Source organism: Desulfurellaceae bacterium (assembly GCA_021296095.1).
In the GTDB taxonomy this organism is placed as follows: Bacteria; Desulfobacterota; Binatia; order Bin18; family Bin18; genus JAAXHF01.
Genome location: JAGWBB010000016.1, coordinates 1 through 18,911, shown reverse-complemented (window position 1 = coordinate 18,911; position 18,911 = coordinate 1). Strand labels below are relative to the sequence as shown.

At 62.4% G+C, this 18,911-nt stretch carries 25 protein-coding genes; 11 read left to right on the top strand and 14 right to left on the bottom strand.

Translation table 11 applies throughout. From position 1 onward, the window contains the following. Positions 1–17 precede the first annotated feature (17 nt). From J4F42_05520 to J4F42_05510, 3 genes are read right to left on the bottom strand one after another with little or no spacing between them, the layout of a single operon-like run. On the bottom strand, positions 18–383 hold the full coding sequence (locus J4F42_05520; protein ID MCE2484950.1) for a DUF3106 domain-containing protein: 366 nt from the start codon (positions 381–383) through the stop codon (positions 18–20). A gap of 21 nt (positions 384–404) precedes the next feature. Then, positions 405–1,202 (bottom strand): hypothetical protein, encoded by a 798-nt coding sequence (locus J4F42_05515; GenBank protein ID MCE2484949.1) that lies wholly within the window; start codon positions 1,200–1,202, stop codon positions 405–407. Next, a complete protein-coding gene (locus tag J4F42_05510; protein ID MCE2484948.1) occupies positions 1,192–1,752 on the bottom strand; it encodes an RNA polymerase sigma factor in 561 nt (186 codons plus the stop codon). The genes J4F42_05515 and J4F42_05510 overlap by 11 nt, the downstream gene beginning before the upstream one ends. A gap of 194 nt (positions 1,753–1,946) precedes the next feature. Between J4F42_05510 and J4F42_05505 the strand changes: the two genes are divergently transcribed. From J4F42_05505 to J4F42_05495, 3 genes are read left to right on the top strand one after another with little or no spacing between them, the layout of a single operon-like run. Next, entirely contained in the window at positions 1,947–3,233 is a 1,287-nt protein-coding gene (locus J4F42_05505) for a GHKL domain-containing protein (GenBank protein MCE2484947.1), read from the top strand. A 36-nt stretch (positions 3,234–3,269) separates the two neighbouring features. Then, complete coding sequence (locus tag J4F42_05500; protein ID MCE2484946.1) at positions 3,270–4,646, top strand: sigma-54-dependent Fis family transcriptional regulator; 1,377 nt, start codon at positions 3,270–3,272, stop codon at positions 4,644–4,646. A 27-nt stretch (positions 4,647–4,673) separates the two neighbouring features. Continuing rightward, a complete protein-coding gene (locus J4F42_05495; protein MCE2484945.1) occupies positions 4,674–4,874 on the top strand; it encodes a hypothetical protein in 201 nt (66 codons plus the stop codon). Positions 4,875–5,209: 335 nt separating this feature from the next. Here the strand turns inward: J4F42_05495 and J4F42_05490 are convergent, their stop codons facing one another. Genes J4F42_05490 through J4F42_05475 form a run of 4 tightly spaced genes read right to left on the bottom strand, consistent with a single transcriptional unit; the run spans position 5,210 to position 9,174 of the window. Further along, the gene (locus J4F42_05490) at positions 5,210–5,848 is read right to left on the bottom strand and encodes a hypothetical protein (protein ID MCE2484944.1); all 639 of its coding nucleotides are present in this window, start codon (positions 5,846–5,848) and stop codon (positions 5,210–5,212) included. Positions 5,849–5,850: 2 nt separating this feature from the next. Then, the gene (locus J4F42_05485) at positions 5,851–6,903 is read right to left on the bottom strand and encodes an ATP/GTP-binding protein (GenBank protein ID MCE2484943.1); all 1,053 of its coding nucleotides are present in this window, start codon (positions 6,901–6,903) and stop codon (positions 5,851–5,853) included. A 59-nt stretch (positions 6,904–6,962) separates the two neighbouring features. Beyond that, positions 6,963–7,250 (bottom strand): hypothetical protein, encoded by a 288-nt coding sequence (locus J4F42_05480; GenBank protein ID MCE2484942.1) that lies wholly within the window; start codon positions 7,248–7,250, stop codon positions 6,963–6,965. Beyond that, positions 7,150–9,174, bottom strand: a complete 2,025-nt coding sequence (locus J4F42_05475; protein MCE2484941.1) for a TonB-dependent receptor — start codon at positions 9,172–9,174, stop codon at positions 7,150–7,152. The genes J4F42_05480 and J4F42_05475 overlap by 101 nt, the downstream gene beginning before the upstream one ends. A 209-nt stretch (positions 9,175–9,383) precedes the next feature. On the opposite strand from J4F42_05475, the gene J4F42_05470 reads away from it, so the two are divergent. The 6 genes from J4F42_05470 (at position 9,384) to J4F42_05445 (ending at position 11,728) form a co-directional block, all read left to right on the top strand. Next, positions 9,384–9,617: a type II toxin-antitoxin system prevent-host-death family antitoxin gene (locus J4F42_05470; GenBank protein ID MCE2484940.1), complete on the top strand. Its 234-nt coding sequence runs from the start codon at positions 9,384–9,386 to the stop codon at positions 9,615–9,617. Continuing rightward, complete coding sequence (locus tag J4F42_05465) at positions 9,596–9,763, top strand: hypothetical protein (GenBank protein MCE2484939.1); 168 nt, start codon at positions 9,596–9,598, stop codon at positions 9,761–9,763. Before J4F42_05470 ends, J4F42_05465 begins: the two co-directional genes overlap by 22 nt. Beyond that, on the top strand, positions 9,732–9,992 hold the full coding sequence (locus tag J4F42_05460; protein MCE2484938.1) for a type II toxin-antitoxin system VapC family toxin: 261 nt from the start codon (positions 9,732–9,734) through the stop codon (positions 9,990–9,992). Before J4F42_05465 ends, J4F42_05460 begins: the two co-directional genes overlap by 32 nt. 88 nt (positions 9,993–10,080) lie before the next feature. After that, on the top strand, positions 10,081–11,157 hold the full coding sequence (locus J4F42_05455; GenBank protein ID MCE2484937.1) for a hypothetical protein: 1,077 nt from the start codon (positions 10,081–10,083) through the stop codon (positions 11,155–11,157). 22 nt (positions 11,158–11,179) lie between these two features. Further along, complete coding sequence (locus J4F42_05450; protein MCE2484936.1) at positions 11,180–11,464, top strand: hypothetical protein; 285 nt, start codon at positions 11,180–11,182, stop codon at positions 11,462–11,464. Between the two features lie 30 nt (positions 11,465–11,494). Further along, positions 11,495–11,728, top strand: a complete 234-nt coding sequence (locus tag J4F42_05445; protein ID MCE2484935.1) for a hypothetical protein — start codon at positions 11,495–11,497, stop codon at positions 11,726–11,728. Positions 11,729–11,830: 102 nt separating this feature from the next. Here J4F42_05445 and J4F42_05440 read toward each other — a convergent pair whose 3' ends face one another. Continuing rightward, positions 11,831–12,820, bottom strand: coding sequence for a D-glycerate dehydrogenase (locus J4F42_05440; protein ID MCE2484934.1), 990 nt, complete (start codon positions 12,818–12,820; stop codon positions 11,831–11,833). 137 nt (positions 12,821–12,957) lie between these two features. On the opposite strand from J4F42_05440, the gene J4F42_05435 reads away from it, so the two are divergent. Both J4F42_05435 and J4F42_05430 read left to right on the top strand, forming a co-directional pair. Further along, complete coding sequence (locus J4F42_05435; protein MCE2484933.1) at positions 12,958–13,356, top strand: hypothetical protein; 399 nt, start codon at positions 12,958–12,960, stop codon at positions 13,354–13,356. Between the two features lie 56 nt (positions 13,357–13,412). Then, positions 13,413–14,294 carry an LLM class F420-dependent oxidoreductase gene (locus J4F42_05430; protein ID MCE2484932.1) on the top strand — a complete coding sequence of 294 codons (882 nt, stop codon included), beginning with the start codon at positions 13,413–13,415 and terminating at the stop codon, positions 14,292–14,294. Between the two features lie 384 nt (positions 14,295–14,678). Here J4F42_05430 and J4F42_05425 read toward each other — a convergent pair whose 3' ends face one another. The 6 genes from J4F42_05425 to J4F42_05400 all read right to left on the bottom strand — a co-directional run bounded on the left by J4F42_05425 (position 14,679) and on the right by J4F42_05400 (position 18,501). Next, positions 14,679–15,338: a TIGR03619 family F420-dependent LLM class oxidoreductase gene (locus J4F42_05425; GenBank protein MCE2484931.1), complete on the bottom strand. Its 660-nt coding sequence runs from the start codon at positions 15,336–15,338 to the stop codon at positions 14,679–14,681. 37 nt (positions 15,339–15,375) lie between these two features. Continuing rightward, a complete protein-coding gene (locus tag J4F42_05420; GenBank protein ID MCE2484930.1) occupies positions 15,376–16,287 on the bottom strand; it encodes a rhomboid family intramembrane serine protease in 912 nt (303 codons plus the stop codon). Between the two features lie 225 nt (positions 16,288–16,512). Next, entirely contained in the window at positions 16,513–16,983 is a 471-nt protein-coding gene (locus tag J4F42_05415) for a helix-turn-helix transcriptional regulator (protein ID MCE2484929.1), read from the bottom strand. Between the two features lie 34 nt (positions 16,984–17,017). After that, entirely contained in the window at positions 17,018–17,164 is a 147-nt protein-coding gene (locus J4F42_05410; GenBank protein ID MCE2484928.1) for a hypothetical protein, read from the bottom strand. Between the two features lie 18 nt (positions 17,165–17,182). Continuing rightward, entirely contained in the window at positions 17,183–17,635 is a 453-nt protein-coding gene (locus J4F42_05405; protein MCE2484927.1) for a hypothetical protein, read from the bottom strand. A 251-nt stretch (positions 17,636–17,886) separates the two neighbouring features. Then, positions 17,887–18,501: a TetR/AcrR family transcriptional regulator gene (locus J4F42_05400; GenBank protein ID MCE2484926.1), complete on the bottom strand. Its 615-nt coding sequence runs from the start codon at positions 18,499–18,501 to the stop codon at positions 17,887–17,889. Positions 18,502–18,911 lie beyond the last annotated feature (410 nt).

Sequence of the window (18,911 nt, the reverse complement as noted above, 5' to 3'; positions counted from 1 at the left end):
GGGGCAGGCGGGGGCGGTCAGCGCCGCTGCGACTGCCAGTGCCTGTACTTGAGGCGGAATTCTTCTTTTTCGTAGGAATTCATTTCGCGGTAGCGCCGATAGTTGTGTCGAAGGCGCTCACGCTCTGCCGCGGGCAGCTGCTGCCAGGCGTCATACGCCTCTTGCAGGTCTTGTTTGCGGTCTTCGGGCAGCTGCTCGAAGCGCCGAAAGTTCCTCAGGGCTCGTTCCCGCTCAGTCGGCGACATCTCCTCCCAGCCCTGGTCAACCGGGCTGAGTCGGAAAGAATCGTCGTCCGCTGCGGCTCGTCCCGGCCAACAGGCCAGCGTCAGGATGAGCGGCAGCGCGCCGGCCACGACGCCTCGGATGATGTGTGGAGACTCCATACCTGTTCCTCGCTCGAGTGCTCAGCCTTGCCGTTGGTCTGCCCGATCAAACGGCAGACTCTGGACGGATTCAAAATGCCGAAACTGCTCCATCCGGCGCAGAATCTGATAATGCATAAAAAAGCTGGGGTTCTCAATGAGCGGGGGGGGCAGCTGCTCCTGGGTCAGGCTGTCGGGACGGCGCGGAACCCGGGTGCGCATGATGTCCTCAAAATGGGTCCAGCGCTCCAGGCGCGCGGTGAGCCAGTAGTCACGGAAAAAAGCCGCGTTTTCCACCACCTGAGTCGGAATCCGCTCTGACTGGGGCCGAGGCTCGGACGGGGGAGGAAGGCGGGATGAGTCGTCCGCCAGGACAGCCCTCGCGCGCATCGCCTCCGTCTGAGCCAGAATCCGCTCCGACCGGGTCAGCTGGGGAGAGGGCATCGACGAGAGTGTGCCCGAGAACAGGGTCGCCAGAATAATGAGCAGGCTGGCGACCGGCACCAAGACCGGCGTCCAGTCCCGAGTGTCCAGTCTCCAGCCTGTTCCGGCTTGCCATGCGGACCATGCTCGGCGCCAGCGGTCGAGCCGCGACTCGGGCTCAAGCCGGCCCTCACGCTCAAGCCGTCGCCGAAAAGTGGCGGCAAAGTCTGCGGACGGGGCGACCCGCTCCAGCCCGGCGACCACAGCGCCTACCCGCGCAAAACGGGTGGCTTCCTCCCGCAGGGGCATGGAGTCTCCCACGGCTGCGGCAACCCGCCTGTGGTCCCGCTCCGAGAGTTCGCCGTCAAGATAGGCCACCAGCTCCGGCGTGACCTGGGTTTCTCGGCTAGGCTTCATCCTCGTCCATTATGTCCTGGAGTCCTGCCCTGAGGCGTTGGGTGGCGCGAAAAACCAGGCTTTTGACAGCCTTCTGGGTGCACCCGATGACTGTGGCGACCTCTTGGTAGGACATCCCTTCCTGGCGGCTGAGCAAAATCGCCGTCCGTTGATTGTCTGGCATTGCGAGCAATATCCCGCGTATTCTAGCTGCTAGCTCTTCTCCCTCCAAGACCTGCTCGGGGCCTGCCTGCGGACTCGGCAGGTTCGGCTCGGGCTGCCCCTCCTGCGGATCAAGCGGTTCACGCCGCAGCTTGTACTCTCGCCTGCGCACCTCGTTGAGACAATGATTCTGGGCAATCTTGAACAGCCAGGTCGAAAACTTGGCGGTGGGTTGATAGCGGTCCCGCTGGCCGTAGACTCTGAGCAGCACGTCCTGGGCAATTTCCTCGGCCCGGGCGCGATTGCCGAGGAACTGGGCCGCAAAGTTGACGAGCGCCGGAGCATATTTCTGGAAGAGGGCATCGAATGCCTGCATGTCTCCATTCTGAAAGCGCAGCATGAGCTGCACATCGGGGTCCTCCCCAACAGAATGCGTGTGGTGCTTCATCAAACATCTATGCGCGCACGAGGTTGCGCCGACTTCGGTCGTCTCGGCAACCGAGGGCCGCTCAGCATAGCCAGGACAGGCCAGAAAATGAAGAGCCGTCAAGGGCTTGTTTCACCCCTCCGGAGGCGCTAGGGGAGAGGAAAAAGGAGTCCGGTGTGCCGCTTTTTGAACAGCCACTCGCAGCCCACCTGCGACGGATTGCAAACTATATGCGCGGCTGTGCGCTGATCCCCTGGCCGCGCCGACGCAACCCGCTGCGGACCGAGCTGGCGGCCTTCATCCGCAGCCACGCGGCCGAGGTCGTCTCGGAATGGACGGCGCGCATCGCGCCGGTGTTTGATATTCAGGCCAGCCTGATGCCGGAGATCTCCCGGAATATGTACGACGCCCTGGCGCGTTGGGCCACGCATATCGAAGATCCGTCCAACACCGAGACCTACGCCTATCTCTACCAGCACGCCCGGCACGGGTTCATCTCGCACTCGCCCGCTTCCCGATTTTTATCCGGGCAGATGAAGATCCGGCTGTTGCTGCTCGAACGCTTGCAGACGGCCTATGCCGCGGATCGCAAACGCCTGGCCGAGCTGGCCAGCCTGCTGGATCAGGAATTCTCCGAGCGCATCCTGCATATCACCGATTTTTTTGTTGAGGCCCACGAGGAAGCCCTGCGCAACGAGCAGGAAACCCATAAACGGCTGGAGAGCCAGCTCATCCAGTCGGAAAAGATGGCGGCGATCGGTCAGCTGGCGGCCGGGATCGCGCACGAGATTCGGAATCCGCTGGGCATTATCCTGAACGCGATCTACGATCTGGGCCAGATTGTCGATACCGACAAGCCCGAAATCGGCGAAGACCTTCAGATTGCCAAGGAAGAAATCGCCCGCGCCCAGGAAATCATCACCAACCTGCTGGAGTTTTCGCGCGACAGCGGCACCGAGTTGGAGGCGGTTGATCTGAACGATCTGCTGCGCAAGACGCTCCAGCTGATGCAGAAATACCTGGCCAACCATCAGGTCACCGTCCAGACCGCGTGGGGCGAGGTGGGGACGTGTTTTGCCAACCAGAATGCCCTGCGGCAGGTGTTTTTGAACCTGATCACCAACGCCGTTCAGGCCATGCCCCGGGGCGGACAACTCCGGGTTCGCACCCAGCGACACGACCCCACGCAAGTCCGGATCGAATTTGGCGATACCGGAGTCGGCATCGCCCGGGAGCACCTTAAGGATATCTTCAACCCGTTTTTCACCACCAAGGAGCCGGGCCAGGGCACGGGTCTGGGCCTATCGGTCGTGCATTCGGTGCTCAAGCGCTACCGGGGCAATATCACCGTCCAGAGTGAGCCGGAGCGGGGTACGACTTTTCTGATCGACCTGCCCTGCCCGTGTCACCAGGACGCCATCATCTCCCCCAGCCACAAACTTCCGGCCGCAGGTGCGACCTAGGGCCGGAGACGGGGAGCAGAGGGGGCCAGGACTGCCATGTCTGCCCGAGTCCTGTTGGTTGAAGACGAAATCAACATGGCCAAAACCCAGGCCAGGATTCTGCAGCGCCGGGGCTATGTGGTCAGCACTGCGGGCAACGGCCGCGAGGCGCTGCGCCAACTCGACGCCGGCCCGTTCGACATTGTCATCACCGACCTGAAAATGCCGGTCATGGACGGCATGCAGCTGCTGCGCCGCATGAATATTGAGGAGCGGGGCTGTGCCGTCATTGTTCTGACCGGACACGGGACTATTGAGAGCGCGGTCGAGGCCATGCAGTGCGGGGCGGCCGACTATCTGACCAAACCGTGTAACCCGGACGCGCTGCTCATCAAGGTCGAGAAGCTGCTCGAAACCAGACGCTTGCAGCAAGAGGTCAGCCAGCTGCGACGCGAGGTCTGGGCGTATAAGAAGTTTGGCGAGCTGATCGGTCAGAGTCCGGTCATGCGGGACATCTACGCGGTGATTCAGGCGGTCAGCACCAACAAGAGCACGGTCGTGATCACTGGCGAGAGTGGCACCGGCAAGGAGCTGGTGGCCCGCACAATCCACCAAAAGGGGCCCTTGGCCGCCCAGCCGTTTGTAGCCCTCAACTGCGGGGCGATGTCAGAGACCCTGCTCGACAGTCAGCTCTTCGGGCACCGCCGGGGCGCCTTTACCGGCGCGATTGCCGATCACAACGGGGTGTTTCAAGCCGCCCACGACGGAACCCTGTTCCTGGACGAAATCGCCGAGATCCCGCTCGCCCTGCAGGTCAAGTTTCTGCGCGCCATCCAGGAGCGCGAGGTCTCCCCGCTCGGCGCCAGCAAACCGGTCAGCGTCGATGTGCGGATTATTGCGGCCAGCAACCGCGACCTGTCCCAGGCGGTCGAAGACGGCGCGTTCCGGGAAGACCTGTTCTATCGGCTGAACGTGATCCCCATCCATCTGCCGCCCTTACGCCAGCGGAGTGAGGATATTCCGCTCTTGATCGACCATTTCATTGCCGCGTTCAGTGCGGCCTACAAGGTCGAGCCCAAAACGATTGCGCCCCAGGCGCTGGCCAAGCTGCAAGCCTATGCCTGGCCCGGCAACATTCGGGAGTTGCAGAACGTGATCGAGCGTTTGTTTGCGCTGTGTCCGGGGCACGAGATTGGGCTTGGCGACTTGCCGGAGCCGATTGCCGGCTTGCACGAGGCACCGCCCCCGTTTCAGGCTGAGGCCCGGCTGCCGAGCCTGGAAGAGATGGAAAAGAGCCTCATCGCCGCCGCCCTGGGCAAGAGTCGGGGCAATAAGAACGAGGCGGCGCGACTGCTCGGCATTGACCGGCAGCGCCTGTATCGCAAGATTGAGAAATATGGGATCGAGATTCAGCGTGGGGCGCAGGCGCTATGAAGAACGACCACAGGTGAGGTGTGAAACATGAGCGAACTTGAACGGCTTGAGCAACAGGTATTGCACCTATCGCCAGAAGACTTGGCCAAGTTTCGGACTTGGTTTATCGATCTCGACCACAAGCTGTGGGACAAACAGATTGAGGCCGACGCCCGTACCGGAAAGCTGGAACGCCTCATCGACGAGGCTCGCGCGGAGTTTGCGACGGGGAAGGCCCGGGAGCTTTGAGATATTCTAGGAATCGAAGAAGCAGGCGATATCACTTGGTTCTGGATCGGTACTCGCGCTGAATACGATACGCTTGTCTCCTAGGTGTTGTCAGAGAAGGCGCGTGGCTGTCACTATGAGCAGGGCGGATCGTTGAACACCTTACTGTGGAGTAAAGGGATGGGGGCCTGAGGCTTGGCTCTGAGAGGCACGCATGAATCTGATGGTCTTAGGAACAATCGTCGCCCTGGCCGGCGGCTGGGTCATGATGTACGTCGATGGCATACTCGGGATCGTGATCGGGCTGGTAGGTAGTTCGCTTATTCTCAAGGGCCGGCAAGCGATGTAGCCCGGATTCAGAAGTACCAGACCAAGCTCAACGACAGATCTACCTCGTCGCTGTCCATTTCCGCCGGAACCCGGATTTTCCCATCGTCGGGTAAGCTGAGCCAGCTATGGTTCTCGTAGCCGACGTAACGAAATTCACCCCGCAGCGCGAGGTTCTGTCCAAGCATTTTTTCCAGACCGACGCCGCTCGTCCAGCCGATGAGATGCTCAGTCCAGGTATCCGCTCCCGAGACAAACTCGGCCGGCGGACAGAGATCAGTGGCGTAGGGACAGCCGGTATAGGCGATCCTCATGCGGGTCCTCAGCCGGCGGACACCAGCCAGTGCGTACACGCTCGTGTCGGAGCCAGCCCACTTCCGCAGCACGGAAAGTCCGGCCTTCTCAAGCGAAGACTGAACGCTCTGAAAGGCCGCCTGGGCGGAGGTTTCCGCGTCTCGAACGATGCAGACGCTCTGGACGGTCTCACGAAATCCCGACCTCTTCACAAGTATCGACAGAAAGGGGCGCAGGTCGGTAACACCCCCAAAGTTCTGAATCTGAATATCCGCAAGTGATAGATGGTCAATGAACGCTTCAAAGAAATTGCGCTGGTCGTTTCCCTCGACGAGAAGCTGGATTCTCGACTCGATCGTGCTTGGCTCAGACATTTCTAGCGAATCTCCAGGTTGTGTCGAAGTGCCACGTCAATTTCCTCGGGCTCATAGGTGACACAGCGGTTCTCTGTGCCGTTGGCTTCAAGCCGATGCAGGAGAAAACCTTCTGCGCCAAGGGCTTTATGCCCCGCTTCTACACATTCAAAGCTATGCGTAGTGGCAAAAACCTGCGTCTTAAATTGCTTGGCCGCCGTATCGACGACTTTCCAGACTTTGGGCAGGATGGAGTGGTGCAGGCCGTTTTCGATCTCATCCGCCAAGATTACACCGCCGGGCGTGGAAGCTATAGCCAAAATAAGCCGGGCGACTCGGGTCATGCCCTCGCCCATTTCCGACAAGGGTATCAGTTCGAGTAACCCGATATCGCCCCAGATCATGGGCGCGCCGCTAGCAGAATTGTCCTCAATGCTTTGCAGCCTCGGTTCAATGACTCGAAGGGCTTCCAAGAGCACCTGACCTCGTTTGTATTTTCTCAACCTTCCCAGAAGTTGGGCCTCTTCCCGGATATCGCCAATTCCTGAGGGGAGAATCATTGCCTCGAACGCGAAATCAGTATGAATCGGCTCGATCTCAAACGCATCCTTCTTCTGGCGTATGTGGCTTTTGGGTTGTTGACCATTGGGGTCGGTGTACTGAAAGACGAGCGTCCATTCATACGTTTTGTAGGCGTCGGAATAGGCGTTAGAGTAGGCGCCGCCAGTACGATCAAGAGAAATCTCAGTGGTGCGCGGTTGTTCCAGAGAGATTTCCAGAGTCAATTGACCGAGCGTTTTATGATGCCCCACGATCTCGATGGATCGGCTCATATCCAGTTCGGAGAACATCGGTTTCCACAAGGTCTCGCCGGTCTTTGAACCGAGGTATAATCCTACTCCGTGAGAATGCAGCGCCATTTTCGCATTTCCGCCCCCAGCCAGCAGAAAGATTGCCTCAAGCAGGCTGGTCTTGCCGGAATTGTTCTTGCCGGCAATGAGGTTAATGCGGCTCAGTCGGTCGATTTTGAGGTCGTTGAAGACGCGATAATTCCGTATATTCAAGCGTTCCAACATGGTTGCTGCCCCTTGGTGTATCTCTCCACAGATACGCGATTCCCCGGACTTGGCGCAACTCAAAAGCGTACGACCGTTTCAATGCCCCAGACCGGCGGCTCGTTGACGTGGCCGGTCAGATTGTTGAAGTCGATACCGCCGGTCCGCGACACGTCGTTCAGGATGTTGCGGCCAAAGGCTGCCACTTCCAGGCCACCCTCGGCCGACAGCCAGGCCAGGCGCAGGCCGCCCTCAAGCAGGTAGTTGTCACGGTACTCGCGCGACTCGTACAGAAAAAAGTTGATGCGGCTGCGGTACGCCCAGTCGGTCGAGAACAGCAGCGCCGAGCCGCCGGGCAGCAGCCGCATATAGCTCAGGCTGGCGTTGGCGATCCAGCGCGGCGCCTGGGGCAAACGGTTGCCGTCGATAGAGACCGTGCCGGGAACTGCGCCGGGCGGGTCCAGCCGTGCAGGGCGAGCCGAACGGCTGGACCGCCAGGTCCGAGTCGTCCAGCCGGGTGTAGTTGTAACTCATGCCGGCCGTCAGACGCAGGCCGTAGCCCAGGTTCAGCGAGCCCTCGGCCTCGACGCCCCGGCCGATAGTGCGCTCGGCATTCAGCAGCCGGATGGCGTTGGTCCCGCCGCCGGCTGCGGTGAGTTGCTGATCGTGCATCCAGAAGTGATAGGCCGCCACGTCGAGGTGGAGGCGCTGCTGCCACAGGCGCAGCTTGAGGCCGGTCTCGACCGAGATGATGTCCTCGGTGTCGGCCACGCTCACCTCGTCGCTGAACAGCAGCCGGCCCTGAACGCTGGGGGCGCGAAAGCTGCTGGCAACGCGCACATAGGGCTGCATCCCGGGCGTCACTTGGTAGCGCAGGCTCAGGTCCCAGCTCGGCACCAGGGCGCGCGCCGTTGTGCGCAGCGGACCCAGCGGACCGCTGCCGATTGGCGACACCAGGCGTTCGGCCTTGAAGCGCTTGTCGTCCTCGGAGACACGTATGCCGGCGGCCACCTCAAGCTTCTCGGTCAGCGTCAGGGTGGCCGCGCCGAACACGGCCCAGGCCTCGGTGCGCTGCTGTTGGCGGATGTAGCCGTTCTGCTCGTTGCCGGCCAGCGTGTCGTAGCTGAAGCCCTCGGCCTCCATGTCCTCGTGGAAGTAGAAGAAGCCGACCCGCCAGTCCAGGCGCTGCCAGGCCGTGCTTTCCAGCCGGACTTCCTGAGTCAGTTGGCGCAGAGCAGAGACGCCGTCGGCCGTCTCGGACGGAAACGGAATCAGGCCCGGCCCGCTGGGCGGACTCCACACCGCGCCAAAGCCGCCGTCCACGTCGCCGCGCGAGAAGCTGTCGAGCCATTCCCCGCCGGTCAGCGAGATCAGGCGGGAGTCGCCCAGCGTGTACTGCATCTCTGCGGAGAAACCGTGTTCGCCCAGGGTCTGCGAGTTTTTGCCGTCCAGCCAGACCTTGTCGCGCCGGAAACCCGGACCCAGGTCGGACCGGCCCTGCCTGACCACATTTGCCCGGAACATCCGCGCGTCACCGTCGAAGTCCCGGACCTGGACCTTAAAGCGCCCGAAAAAGTTCTCGACCGGCGTCCAGAGGAACTGCACACGGCCGGCAACCTCGCGGTAACCGGCAAAGGCGTCGTCCTCGTCGGTAAAGCTATTGTCCACCCAGTCGTCCCGGCGCTGTACCAGCAGCGAGGCGCGCGCTGCTGGTACCGACGGAATCAGCGGACCGGACACCGCTCCCTCGAAGTTGACGCCGTTAAAGCGTCCGTACGACAGCCGGCTGTAGCCCTCGAGGTCCCAGGTCGGGAGGGCCGACTCGAACTTCAGGATGCCGCCCGGCGTGTTGCGTCCGAACAGCGTCCCCTGGGGTCCGCGCAAGACCTCGACGCGTTCGACATCGAAGATCGGGATGCCCTTGAGGAACGGGTTCTCCAGCGGAATGCCGTCGAGCATGACCGAAACCGGCTGGGAGGCGTTCATGTCGAAGTCGGTATTGCCTAGGCCGCGAATATAGAAACGCGGCGAGACGCGGCCAGAGCCCGACTCAACCTGCAGGCTTGGCGCCCGGTTGGTCAGAAAACGGATGTCCATGCCCGAGGCGCGCAGCCGGTCGAGCCCCTCGCCCCGCAGCACGGATAGCGACAACGGCACGTCAAAGGCGCGCTGCTCCTGCTTGCGGGCGGTGACGGTGATTTCCTCAAATGCCCGCTGGGCTGGTGGCCCGCTTGTGAACGCTTGTTGCGCGACGGACGGCGTGGCGCATGCCAGCAGGGCAAGGAGTGCCACCACTCTTCCTATATTGAAGACGCGATCATTCTCTATAAACAAGCGTTCCACCATGCTTGTGCCTCCTCGCTGCTCTCCGGCTCGCCCGTCAGGGTGTCTGCCTCCCTCGAAGACGACCTTATGAGTGTCGCTCTCATATAGCCCTTCTCGTAACGCTTGCAAAAGCGGGCTCGATACACTAAGGCTCGAAGTCCAAAGAGAGGTGTTGTGTGAAGAGCGTTAGTGTACACGAAGCGAAAACAAAGCTCTCGGCTCTGCTCTCCGAGGTGGAAGAAACGGGGACAGCAATCCACATCTGTCGAAATGGCAAGCCTGTGGCTGACTTGGTCCCGCACCGTAAGAGAAGTCGGCTCAATCCACACCCGGTGATGAGTAAGATCAATATCGACTACGACCCGACTGAAGCGCTCACTGAGGACGAATGGCCGGAGAGCAGCAGTTGATCCTCGATACCTGTGCGCTTTTGTGGTTGGCTCAGGGAGGAGGAAAATTATCGCAAACGACCTTGCAACGCATTGACAGTGCTCCCATGGTTTATGTCTTAGCGATCAGCGGTTTTGAAATCGGCATCAAAGTCCGAAAAAAATAAGCTTTTCCTCCCGGCTCAGCCCTCAGATTGGTTCTCAGCCGTCCTTGATCATCACGATATTGAAGTGCTGCCGTTGACCTTGGATGTCTGCATCCATTCCACTGAATTACCCGCTATTCACGCTGATCCATGTGACCGAATGATTATTGCCGTAGCTCAGCTACACAATTTGCCAGTGGTCACGACCGATCCGGTATTTTCTCAGTACGGGATTTCCATCATCTCCTGAGAGCGAGGTGCCTGCGTAGCCATAGACTTTTCGCGCTTGCAATCCCCGATCCAAGCTCTTAGACTACGACGCCAACGGAGGGCACGTCATGGCGACCGCCGCAGCTGACACATTGACGCTTGCTGATGATCCCATTGAGCAGTTATTCGAGCGGGGGGTGACCGATGGCCTGCCGGCCGTACCGCCGACCCGTGAGCGGGTGGAACGCATGCTGGCCGGCGCGCCGGATCGGGCCAGGGACGATCTCATCGGTGTGCTGGGACCGTGCTATGGCGAGGCCACGGTCGAGCGGGTGGCGGTGAACGCGGTGATGGCCGGCTGTGCGCCGACGTATTTTCCGGTCGTGCTGGCCGGTGTCGAAGCCCTGTGCGACGAACGGCTGTGCGCCCACGGCATGAATGTCACCCTCTTTTCCGCAGCGCCGTGGGCGATTATCAACGGCCCGGCCCGGCTGCACATCGGGCTCAACTGTGGGCATAACGCGCTCGGCCACGGTTTCCGGCCTAACGCCACCATCGGCCGCGCCCTGCGGCTGACCATCATGAATATCGGTGGCGCCCGTCCGCATGAGCTGACCAAGGCGACCATGGGCCAGCCCGGTCAGTACAGCGCGATTATTGGCGAGAACGAGGAAGACTCGCCCTGGCCGCCGTTCCATACCGAGCGGGGTTTCACTCAGGACGAATCGGCCATCACCCTGTTTGCCGGCGGCGGGCCGCAGCAGATCAGCGACTTTCAGAGCCGGAGCGCCGAACAGCTGATGTACTCGGTCGGCCTGACCATGGGCGGCGGTCTGTGGAATTACAAAAACTATCCGCTGTTTGGCGATACAATCCTGGTCCTGAGCCCGGAGCACGCCCAGGTCATTGCGGCCGACGGCTGGTCACGCACAGACGTGCGGCAGTTTCTGTACGAACAGGTCACACGCGCCATAGACGACCTCAGGCCGGGCGACAAGGGCGGCGAGGGCTTTGGCGCCAGCCTGTTGAATGCGGCCGAAAAGGGCGGCTTTGTGGTCAATGACCGTGTCCGTAAATTCCGCTCGCCGGACTCGATCTTGGTCGTCGTTGCGGGCGGCACCGCAGGCCGTTTTTCGGTCACCATTCCCGGCTGGGTTGCCGACGACCTGGGCAGCACGCCGGTGAGCAAAAAAATAGCACTCTAGCTTTGTGACAAGGAGGAACGACATGGCAGACGACATGCTTGACCCGATTGGTTACAGCGGCAAGGCCGAAAAAGCGCTGGCCCCGCGTCTCTCCAGCCTGCGGGGCACCACCCTGGCGCTGGTAGACATCGGCTTCCCCAACAGCAACATCTTTCTGGATCGCATTGAGACGCTGCTCAAGGATCGCTACGGGGTGGCCGAGGTGGTCCGCCACGCCAAGCCGGCCCCCACCCGGGTCGTCAATCCCCAGGCGCGCCAGGATATTGTGTCCCGCTGCCAGGGGCTCATCGAAGCGGTCAGCTCTTGAGGCTCGTGCATTTCGTGCAGTTCGCACGACGTGGCCTATTTTGAAGAGCAGGGAATTCCGACCGCCAATATTTCCACCACCGAATTTGTGGCCGCAGCCAAGGTGCAGTGCACCAACCTGGGCGTTCCCTCGTATGAGGTGGTGACGGTGCCGCATCCCATCGTGCCCCTGACACACGAAGAAGTCTGGGCTCGTGCCGACGCGGTCATGGATACCATCGTGGCCCGGCTGATCAGCGAAGACGCGCGCGCCGCAGCCTTATAGGCGGCTTCATTACACAGCGGGCGGCAACGCCCGCTTTTTTGCGTCACACGCGGCTCAGAAATACCAGATCAGGCCGAGGGAGAAGTCGACCTCCCCGGCCCCTCAGCCCTGAGACGGGGTCAAGACCTCCGGGTTGACCGGTGTCGGCGGTGTCTGGCCGGCCAGAAAGGCGGTGATGTTCTCGGCCGCCAGGCTGGCCATGCGGGTCCGGGTGGCCAGACTGGCGCTGCCGATGTGGGGTACGATCAGACAGTTTGTGAGCGACAGCAGGGGGTCGTCCATAGGGATCGGCTCCGGGTCGGTCACGTCGAGCGCGGCCCCGGCAATCTCCCCGTCGCGTAGCGCCTCATACAGGGCGCGCTGATCGACCAGCCCGCCCCGTGCCACGTTGATCAGAAACGCGGTCTTCTTCATCAGCCGAAACTGCGGGCCCGACAGCAGGTGGTGGGTGTCCGGGCTGAGCGGGGCGTGGACGCTCACAAAGTCGGACTCCCGCAACAGGCTCGGCAGATCAACCCGCACGCAGCCGAGGCGCTGTTCGGCCTCCCGATTCCGGCCCCGGTTGGTGTATATCACCCGCATGTCAAAACCCCTGGCCCGCTGGGCGACCTGGGTGCCAATCCGGCCCAGACCGATGATGCCCAGGGTGGCGTGGTGGACATCGCGGCCGACAAAAAAGAGCGGCCCCCACGCCTGCCAGCCCCCGTCCCGCACAAACCGGTCGGCCTCGGCAATGCGCCGGGCAATGCCCAGAATCAAGCCAAAGCTGAGATCCGCGGTGGTCTGGGTCAGGACGCCCGGCGTGTTGGTCAGCAGCACCCCGCGACGGCTCAGGGCCGCCACGTCCACATTGTCATAGCCGACCGCCATATTGGCCACGATGCGGAGCTGGGGAGCGTGATCGAGCAGCTCGTCGTCAACCCGGTCGGTGACCATGCTGAGCAGGGCGGTCGTGTCCCGGACCTCGTGCAGCAGGGTGTCGCGGGGCACGGCCTCGTCCGGCTCCCACAGCCCCAGCCGCCCGCACGGTCTGAGCAGTGCCAGGGCCTGGTCGGGAAGGGTTCGGGTGACATAAATCTTTGGTTGTGACACGCCGCTGCCTCTCACGCTCTTTATCTTTTGCCGCAGACAGACAATACTAGACAAAGAGGAAACGTGTTGTCCAACGGCATCAATCTAGTGAACACGTTTCCTCTTCGTGCAGCCAGCCGAGGAAAGGGAGCGCCGGTATGGAACAGCCGTCGGAAAAAAGCCTCAAGCGGATGCGGATTTACGTGGAGAAGTATCTTCACAAGACGGGTACCTCGCGCCATCCGGATGAGGAGGTCACCGAGTCGGTCATCATGGGCCTGGCCAGCAATATCGACCAGGTCGGCCGGCCGCTGTGCCCGTGCAATTTCTATCCTGACAAACAGGCCGAGGTCGAGCGCAGCCGCGAGTGGGTGTGCGCCTGCGACGAGATGAAACAGTGGAAGTATTGTCACTGTCTGCTGTTTGTGACTCCCGAGGGCGTGCCGATTACCGAGCATCTGCCCGAAGACCATGAGGGCCGCCAGATTTACGGGCTGGTCAAAGACCCGACCCCGGACAAGGGACGTGAGGCCCGGGCCAAGCGTGAAAAAACCTAGAAAGGCAATCGTGGTACCTACACGATTGCCTTTTTGTATGAAGAAAGGGGACAGCGATGAAGATTGGCTATTTTGCAGTGGGAATTGGTATTGGGGCCGAGCCCGAGAACGTGACGGTCACCGCCCAGACGGCTGAACAGGCCGGGTTCCACTCCTTGTGGGCGCCCGAGCATGTGGTGCTGATCAACCAGTACGCCTCCCAGTATCCGTACTCCCAGGACGGCCGGCTGCCGATGTCAACTCAGGTCGATATCCTCGACCCGTTCACGGCCCTGACGTTTGCTGCGGCCACGACCACAAACATCCGCCTGGGCACCGGGATCTGTCTGGTGCCGGAGCGCAACCCGGTGGTCACGGCCAAGGAGGTCGCCAGCCTCGACAAACTGTCCGGCGGACGCTTCGATTTTGGTGTCGGCATCGGCTGGCTGGCCGAGGAGTTTGACGCGGTCGGGGTGCCGTGGCCGCGCCGCGCCCAGCGCACCCGCGAGTATTTGCAGGCCATGAAGCTGCTGTGGACCGAGGACGAACCCGAATTCAACGGTGAATTCTGTAGCTTTCCCAAGTCGGTCATGCTGCCCAAGCCGGTCCAAAAGCCCCACCCGCCGATTATCTTTGGCGGCGAGAGCACGCCGGCCCTCAAGCGGGTCGGTGAGGTCGGCGACGGCTGGTTTGGGGTGAATGTGAGCTTCGAGGCCGCTCAGGAAAAGATCCCGCGCATGAAAGAGTACGCCACAGCCGCCGGCCGTGACCCCGAGGCGCTAAGCTTTGCGGTGTCTCCGGGGCTTGGCTCGACAGTGGAGATGGAGCAGATCAAGCGCTACCGCGATCTCGGGGTGGATCAGGTGATTGTCGGCGGTTTTGCCGACGATCCGAGCAAGATTCGGGGCGAGATTGAAAAGCTGGCCGAGAAGCTCGTTGTTCCGTCGGCGAGTCTGTAGAGACGAGACGCCCGATTCGGGCGTCTGCTCCTGATTACTTTGGATCAGATTCTGCGGCGTGACGAGTAGGGCCGGCCAGCCCGCATTCTGTTAGCCCGCATCCTGCACCCTTTTGGCAAACTCACGGACCTCACGCACGATGCCGTCGGGGTCTCGACTCAGCGGGACGGTAAACAGGGTCTTCACCCCAAAGTCGCGGTAGCGCTGTATCGTGTCCTGGCTCATTCGCGTCGGAAAAAGGCAATCGTGATCTCATCTGGATATCGTTAGTTATCACGATTGCCTTTTCACTCATGGCGGTCAGTTCCAGGGATGCATAATCTCTGCCGGCCTCTTCGCTCAGGCGTTTGAGCTGTTCCAGCATGCTCGCAATCTGCTCAAACGTCAGCGAAGAGGAAACGTGTTCACCGATAGATGCTGAAGGACAACGCGTTTCCTCTTTAGCGCAATATGCCAGCCATCGCCAAAGGCGACCACCCGTTTCAGGGCATACACCGACTCGCCGCCGACCCAGATCGGGGGGTGGGGTTTTTGCAAGGGCCGCGGCAGCACGTTGACGTCCTCCTCCAGCTGCACGAACTCGCCCGAGAAGCGCGGCTTGTCCTCGGTCCACAGCGCCTTCATCACCGCGATGTATTCGCGGGTCCGTTTGCCCCGCCGCTCGAACGGCACGCCCAGCAGTTTGAACTCCTCGGCCAGCCAGCCGACTCCGGTGCCGGGCACAAAGCGCCCACCGCTCAGGATGTCGATGGTTGCCACCCGCCGGGCGACATCAAAGGGATGCCGGTAGGGCACGATCAGCACCCCCAGGCCCAGCCGCACTTTCTCCGTCACCCCGGCCATAAAGGCGACCGTGTCAAACGGGTCGAGCCACTCCATCTGGGTGTAAATGTCATAGTTGGGTTTGCCGTCGTTATACTCTTCATACGGCCAGGGGGTGGTGATTGTCTTCGGCAGCACGATATGGTCGCCGATCAGAATACAGTCGTAACCCTCCGCCTCGGCGGCCATCGCCACCTCACGCAGCGCCGCGCGGTCGCACACAGACGCCCCGCCCGCGCCTGATCCTCCTCTTTTCCGTTCAGTATGTGGCATGCAGCCCTGTCACCACCGCCCACAGCCAGGCCGCCACGCACACGCTGGCGGCCAACAGCCCGAGTCCCGCCTGTATCCTCCGCTCCGCGTCTTCCGCAGCGGTCGGGATGGCGGCGGCCAGCATGCCGCCCAGGATGCCGCCAAAATGGGCGATATGATCGGTATACGGGTACTGGACCCCGCCGATAAAACCGTACAAGGCCAGAACCATAGCGAGAATATGCCACGGCTTAAAGCGGGCTGGACGAGCCGAGGCCGACTGCCGGTGCAGCTGGCGCAGTCGGCTGCCCGCCAGCGCGCCGAGCAGTCCGAAAATCGCGCCCGAGGCCCCGGCCTTGAGCGCCGTGTCCGAGCCAAAGGCAAAACCGGCCAGATTGCCGCACCCCCCGGCTACGACGTACACAAACAGCAGGCGGCCGGGTCCCAGAATCCGCACGGTCAGGCCGCCCAGCACCAGCAGCGCGGCCATATTGCCGAACAGATGGCGCACACCGATGTGGATGAACTGGGCGGTGACCAGCCGCCACCACTCCCCGGCGTACAGCAGCGGGCTGTATACGGCGCCAAAGCGCAGCAGGGTGTGCCGGTCGTGGGTTCCGCCGTGCTGCTCCATGATCGCCCAGGCCGCAATATTGATCAGGACCAGACCAAGCACCCAGGCAAAATCGCCGGATCGCCCCGGGGTGTGGACCGCCGCGACCGGGGTCTGCGCTGCGGCCTCCTCCTCTGCCAACACCCGTCGAGCCTCGTCATAGCGGGCGCTCTCGACCCAGATCAGCCATCCGGCTTGGGGCGTGGGCTCGTCAATATGCACCTCCATACCCAGGCTTTGCAGCAGCAGGGAGATGTCCTCGGCGTGTTGATGGCTGGTGACGTGTCGGAGCGGCTGAAACGGCATTGCCCCTATTCTTGCCGCTGTTCCCCGTTTGGCAAGACAGGGCAGAGCCGCCGCGCCCCCTCTGCCTCTCCCAGGCTCAATCGCGCCAGTGGCAAGGCTGGGAGGCGATGCTGAATGGACAGGGGACCAGCCCAGCACCGAATACCGCGTTCGGAGAATTGTGCCGGCCCAGCACCGAATACCGCGTTCGGAGAATTGTGCCGGCCCAGCCCCTGACTACCCCGGTCAGGCGATTGTCGCGAGCGACAGCACCAGCCGCACCAAGTCCGCCTGCCGTGAGATGCCCTGTTTGTGGTAGATCTGCTGCAGGTGCCAGCGGATGGCTTTGTCCGTGCGTCCTGTCGCCACGGCCATCTCGCGCACCGTCCACCCTTCCGCCACCCAGACTGCCACCTGACTCTCCCCCGGGGTGAGACCCAGGGTGGCGGCCACCAGACCGGGATCGATACAGGGCGGCCGCCCCGGCTCGGCGACCAGTACCAGCACGGCAGCGCGCCGCGCGCCATAGCCCTGCTGTCCGCCCCCCACGGGTTTGACGTGGACCACGAAGCGCGGCAGCAGGGCGCCCCGGTGGAGCGTCGTTGTTCCGCTGATGGGGGGGCTGCTGGAGGTCGGCAAGGCGGCGGCCACCAGGCGCGCAAGTCGGGGCCGGTCCGCCGGCGTCTGGGCACGGAGCACCCCACCCTGGTCGGTCATTCCCTGGCCGTGGCGCAGGAGGTCTCGGGCGCGGTCATTGGCCGCGCTGGTCCAGATGGATGATGCCGATCTGGGTGTTGTCGAGCAGGGCGGTCAGGGACGCCCCCAGCGCCTCGGCGCCGGCCAGCGCCTGGCGGACGCGGACAAACTGCCGGAGATGGGGTAGCACTCCCTTGATCATGGCGAGCTGTTGAGACCCTCAGCCGCCCGGGGTGACGGGGTCCAGGGGGCTCCAGGAGATGATGGAGCCGCCCGGCCCGTCCAGGCGCACAGTCAAGCCGTCTTGGGCATCGCCTTTGGACAAGGCTTCATTGTAGGTGGGTGAGGTTTGCAACTCCTGGGCGGTGTACAGGTCGGTGATGTGCACGAGGTGGCTGTCGGGCAGTTGTCGGAAACGCGGCGCGTGTTCGGCAATGGGAAGATAGATTTCGAGGTACTCACGCTCCCAGTCTGCGCGGCGCTGCCCCCGGTAGGACAGCCCAACGAAGTGATCCTGGATAGCGTGCTTCGGCCCTTCGCCGACCAGCAGGGCATTGCCCTTGGCGCCACAGGCTTCATCAATCAGGGCCGAGGTGGCTGGCCACAGGGTATCGTCGAGCATGGCGTCGTGTAAGGACGCGAGAATACGGTCGAATGCGTCTTGGTCGCTCATGGCACGGCTTCCGGCAAGCCCCGTGGATGACGCCTGTCCTACATCGTTCCCGCCGCGTAGTCCTGTCAATGCGGAAGAATCTCGCGGAAGAATCTCCAGGCTGCTGCACGTGGTCCTGCTGAGGCATAATGTAGTAGAAACAGGTAAAAATTCCACACCTATCCCGAGTCATGTGACTCGGGACACTCCCTGTCACCGGGCCGGTCGAGGCCCTGCTTGGCCCGCATGCGAGCGTGACACTGTGGCCGGTATCAGCCGGTATCGGGCCGCCTCTCGGGTCTGGGCCGCAGTCCGTCGAGGGCGCGCAGCAAGAGGGTGCGCATCTCGGCCTGCGCCCGGCGCGGATCGGCGGCGTAGGCCACGTAGTTCCCCGCTTCGTATAAGGCCGCCCAGACCAGATGGATCAACGGATTGAGCGGCAGCGGCGCGATGACGCCCGTGGCCAGGAGGGGCGCGAACAGTTGGCGGAGCAAGCCGAGCCACGGCCCGGTCCGGTGAAGAGCGGTCCTGCCCAGCACGACCGGGGCATCGAGATACAAAATGCGTAATCGGCGCGTGTCGGTGACCGTTTCCAGATAGGCGTCCGCTGCGACCACCGTCTGCTGCCACAGCTCCCCGTCCGCGGCCTGCATGCGCTCGACGATGAAGTCGAGCACCGCCGCATTCTGCTCCGCATACACGGCTTGGAAGAGCGTGGCTTTGTCGGTGAAGTGATATTGCAGCGCACCCTGGGTCCGCTTGGCGCGCCGCGCTATCGCTACGGCCGAGGTGGCGGCATATCCCTGCGCGGCAAACAACTCCTGGGCCGCGTCGAGCAGGGCCCGGCGCGTCAATTCCGACCGGTCGGCGTGTGAGAGGCCCGCCATGTTCTTTCTCCTCCTCGTCTCTCTCTTGTGGCACTTTCGCGCTATTTTTGGGGGCGGCAAGTGAGTTCAACGGGAGGCCAGCAAGCGTGACACTGTGGCCGTTCTCAGACGTGTGAGGCCACCTCCCCGGTCGGTTCCGCCGGGCCGGGGAGGTGGTAAACACACCGCGGGAAGGGACGGTGTGTTGCCTCCGCTCCTGGAGTGTGGGACGGGGAGACCAGGAGCGGCGTCGGTTCCGAGAGAGTCTGCGCAACGCCGGACCCCGACACCTAGCGACGTCGAGCCCCTGCACCCGAGGCTGAGTACGGAACAGCTGACGCTGCGGCTGAGGCCCTAGGGAGTGTCATCAGTTAAGGAGGATCACCGAGGCGGCCAGATAGATAGCTCCCAGAAAGCTGACCGCGCGTTTG

Excerpts from the sequence above, each read along its gene's own strand:
- J4F42_05520 (MCE2484950.1), bottom strand. The coding sequence starts at position 383 with ATGGAGTCTCCACACATCATCCGAGGCGTCGTGGCCGGCGCGCTGCCG.
- J4F42_05515 (MCE2484949.1), bottom strand. The coding sequence starts at position 1,202 with ATGAAGCCTAGCCGAGAAACCCAGGTCACGCCGGAGCTGGTGGCCTAT.
- J4F42_05500 (MCE2484946.1), top strand. The coding sequence starts at position 3,270 with ATGTCTGCCCGAGTCCTGTTGGTTGAAGACGAAATCAACATGGCCAAA.
- J4F42_05495 (MCE2484945.1), top strand. The coding sequence starts at position 4,674 with ATGAGCGAACTTGAACGGCTTGAGCAACAGGTATTGCACCTATCGCCA.
- J4F42_05490 (MCE2484944.1), bottom strand. The coding sequence starts at position 5,848 with ATGTCTGAGCCAAGCACGATCGAGTCGAGAATCCAGCTTCTCGTCGAG.
- J4F42_05485 (MCE2484943.1), bottom strand. The coding sequence starts at position 6,903 with ATGTTGGAACGCTTGAATATACGGAATTATCGCGTCTTCAACGACCTC.
- J4F42_05480 (MCE2484942.1), bottom strand. The coding sequence starts at position 7,250 with ATGCGGCTGCTGCCCGGCGGCTCGGCGCTGCTGTTCTCGACCGACTGG.
- J4F42_05465 (MCE2484939.1), top strand. The coding sequence starts at position 9,596 with ATGGCCGGAGAGCAGCAGTTGATCCTCGATACCTGTGCGCTTTTGTGG.
- J4F42_05455 (MCE2484937.1), top strand. The coding sequence starts at position 10,081 with ATGGCGACCGCCGCAGCTGACACATTGACGCTTGCTGATGATCCCATT.
- J4F42_05450 (MCE2484936.1), top strand. The coding sequence starts at position 11,180 with ATGGCAGACGACATGCTTGACCCGATTGGTTACAGCGGCAAGGCCGAA.
- J4F42_05435 (MCE2484933.1), top strand. The coding sequence starts at position 12,958 with ATGGAACAGCCGTCGGAAAAAAGCCTCAAGCGGATGCGGATTTACGTG.
- J4F42_05430 (MCE2484932.1), top strand. The coding sequence starts at position 13,413 with ATGAAGATTGGCTATTTTGCAGTGGGAATTGGTATTGGGGCCGAGCCC.
- J4F42_05420 (MCE2484930.1), bottom strand. The coding sequence starts at position 16,287 with ATGCCGTTTCAGCCGCTCCGACACGTCACCAGCCATCAACACGCCGAG.
- J4F42_05415 (MCE2484929.1), bottom strand. The coding sequence starts at position 16,983 with ATGACCGACCAGGGTGGGGTGCTCCGTGCCCAGACGCCGGCGGACCGG.
- J4F42_05410 (MCE2484928.1), bottom strand. The coding sequence starts at position 17,164 with ATGATCAAGGGAGTGCTACCCCATCTCCGGCAGTTTGTCCGCGTCCGC.
- J4F42_05405 (MCE2484927.1), bottom strand. The coding sequence starts at position 17,635 with ATGAGCGACCAAGACGCATTCGACCGTATTCTCGCGTCCTTACACGAC.
- J4F42_05400 (MCE2484926.1), bottom strand. The coding sequence starts at position 18,501 with ATGGCGGGCCTCTCACACGCCGACCGGTCGGAATTGACGCGCCGGGCC.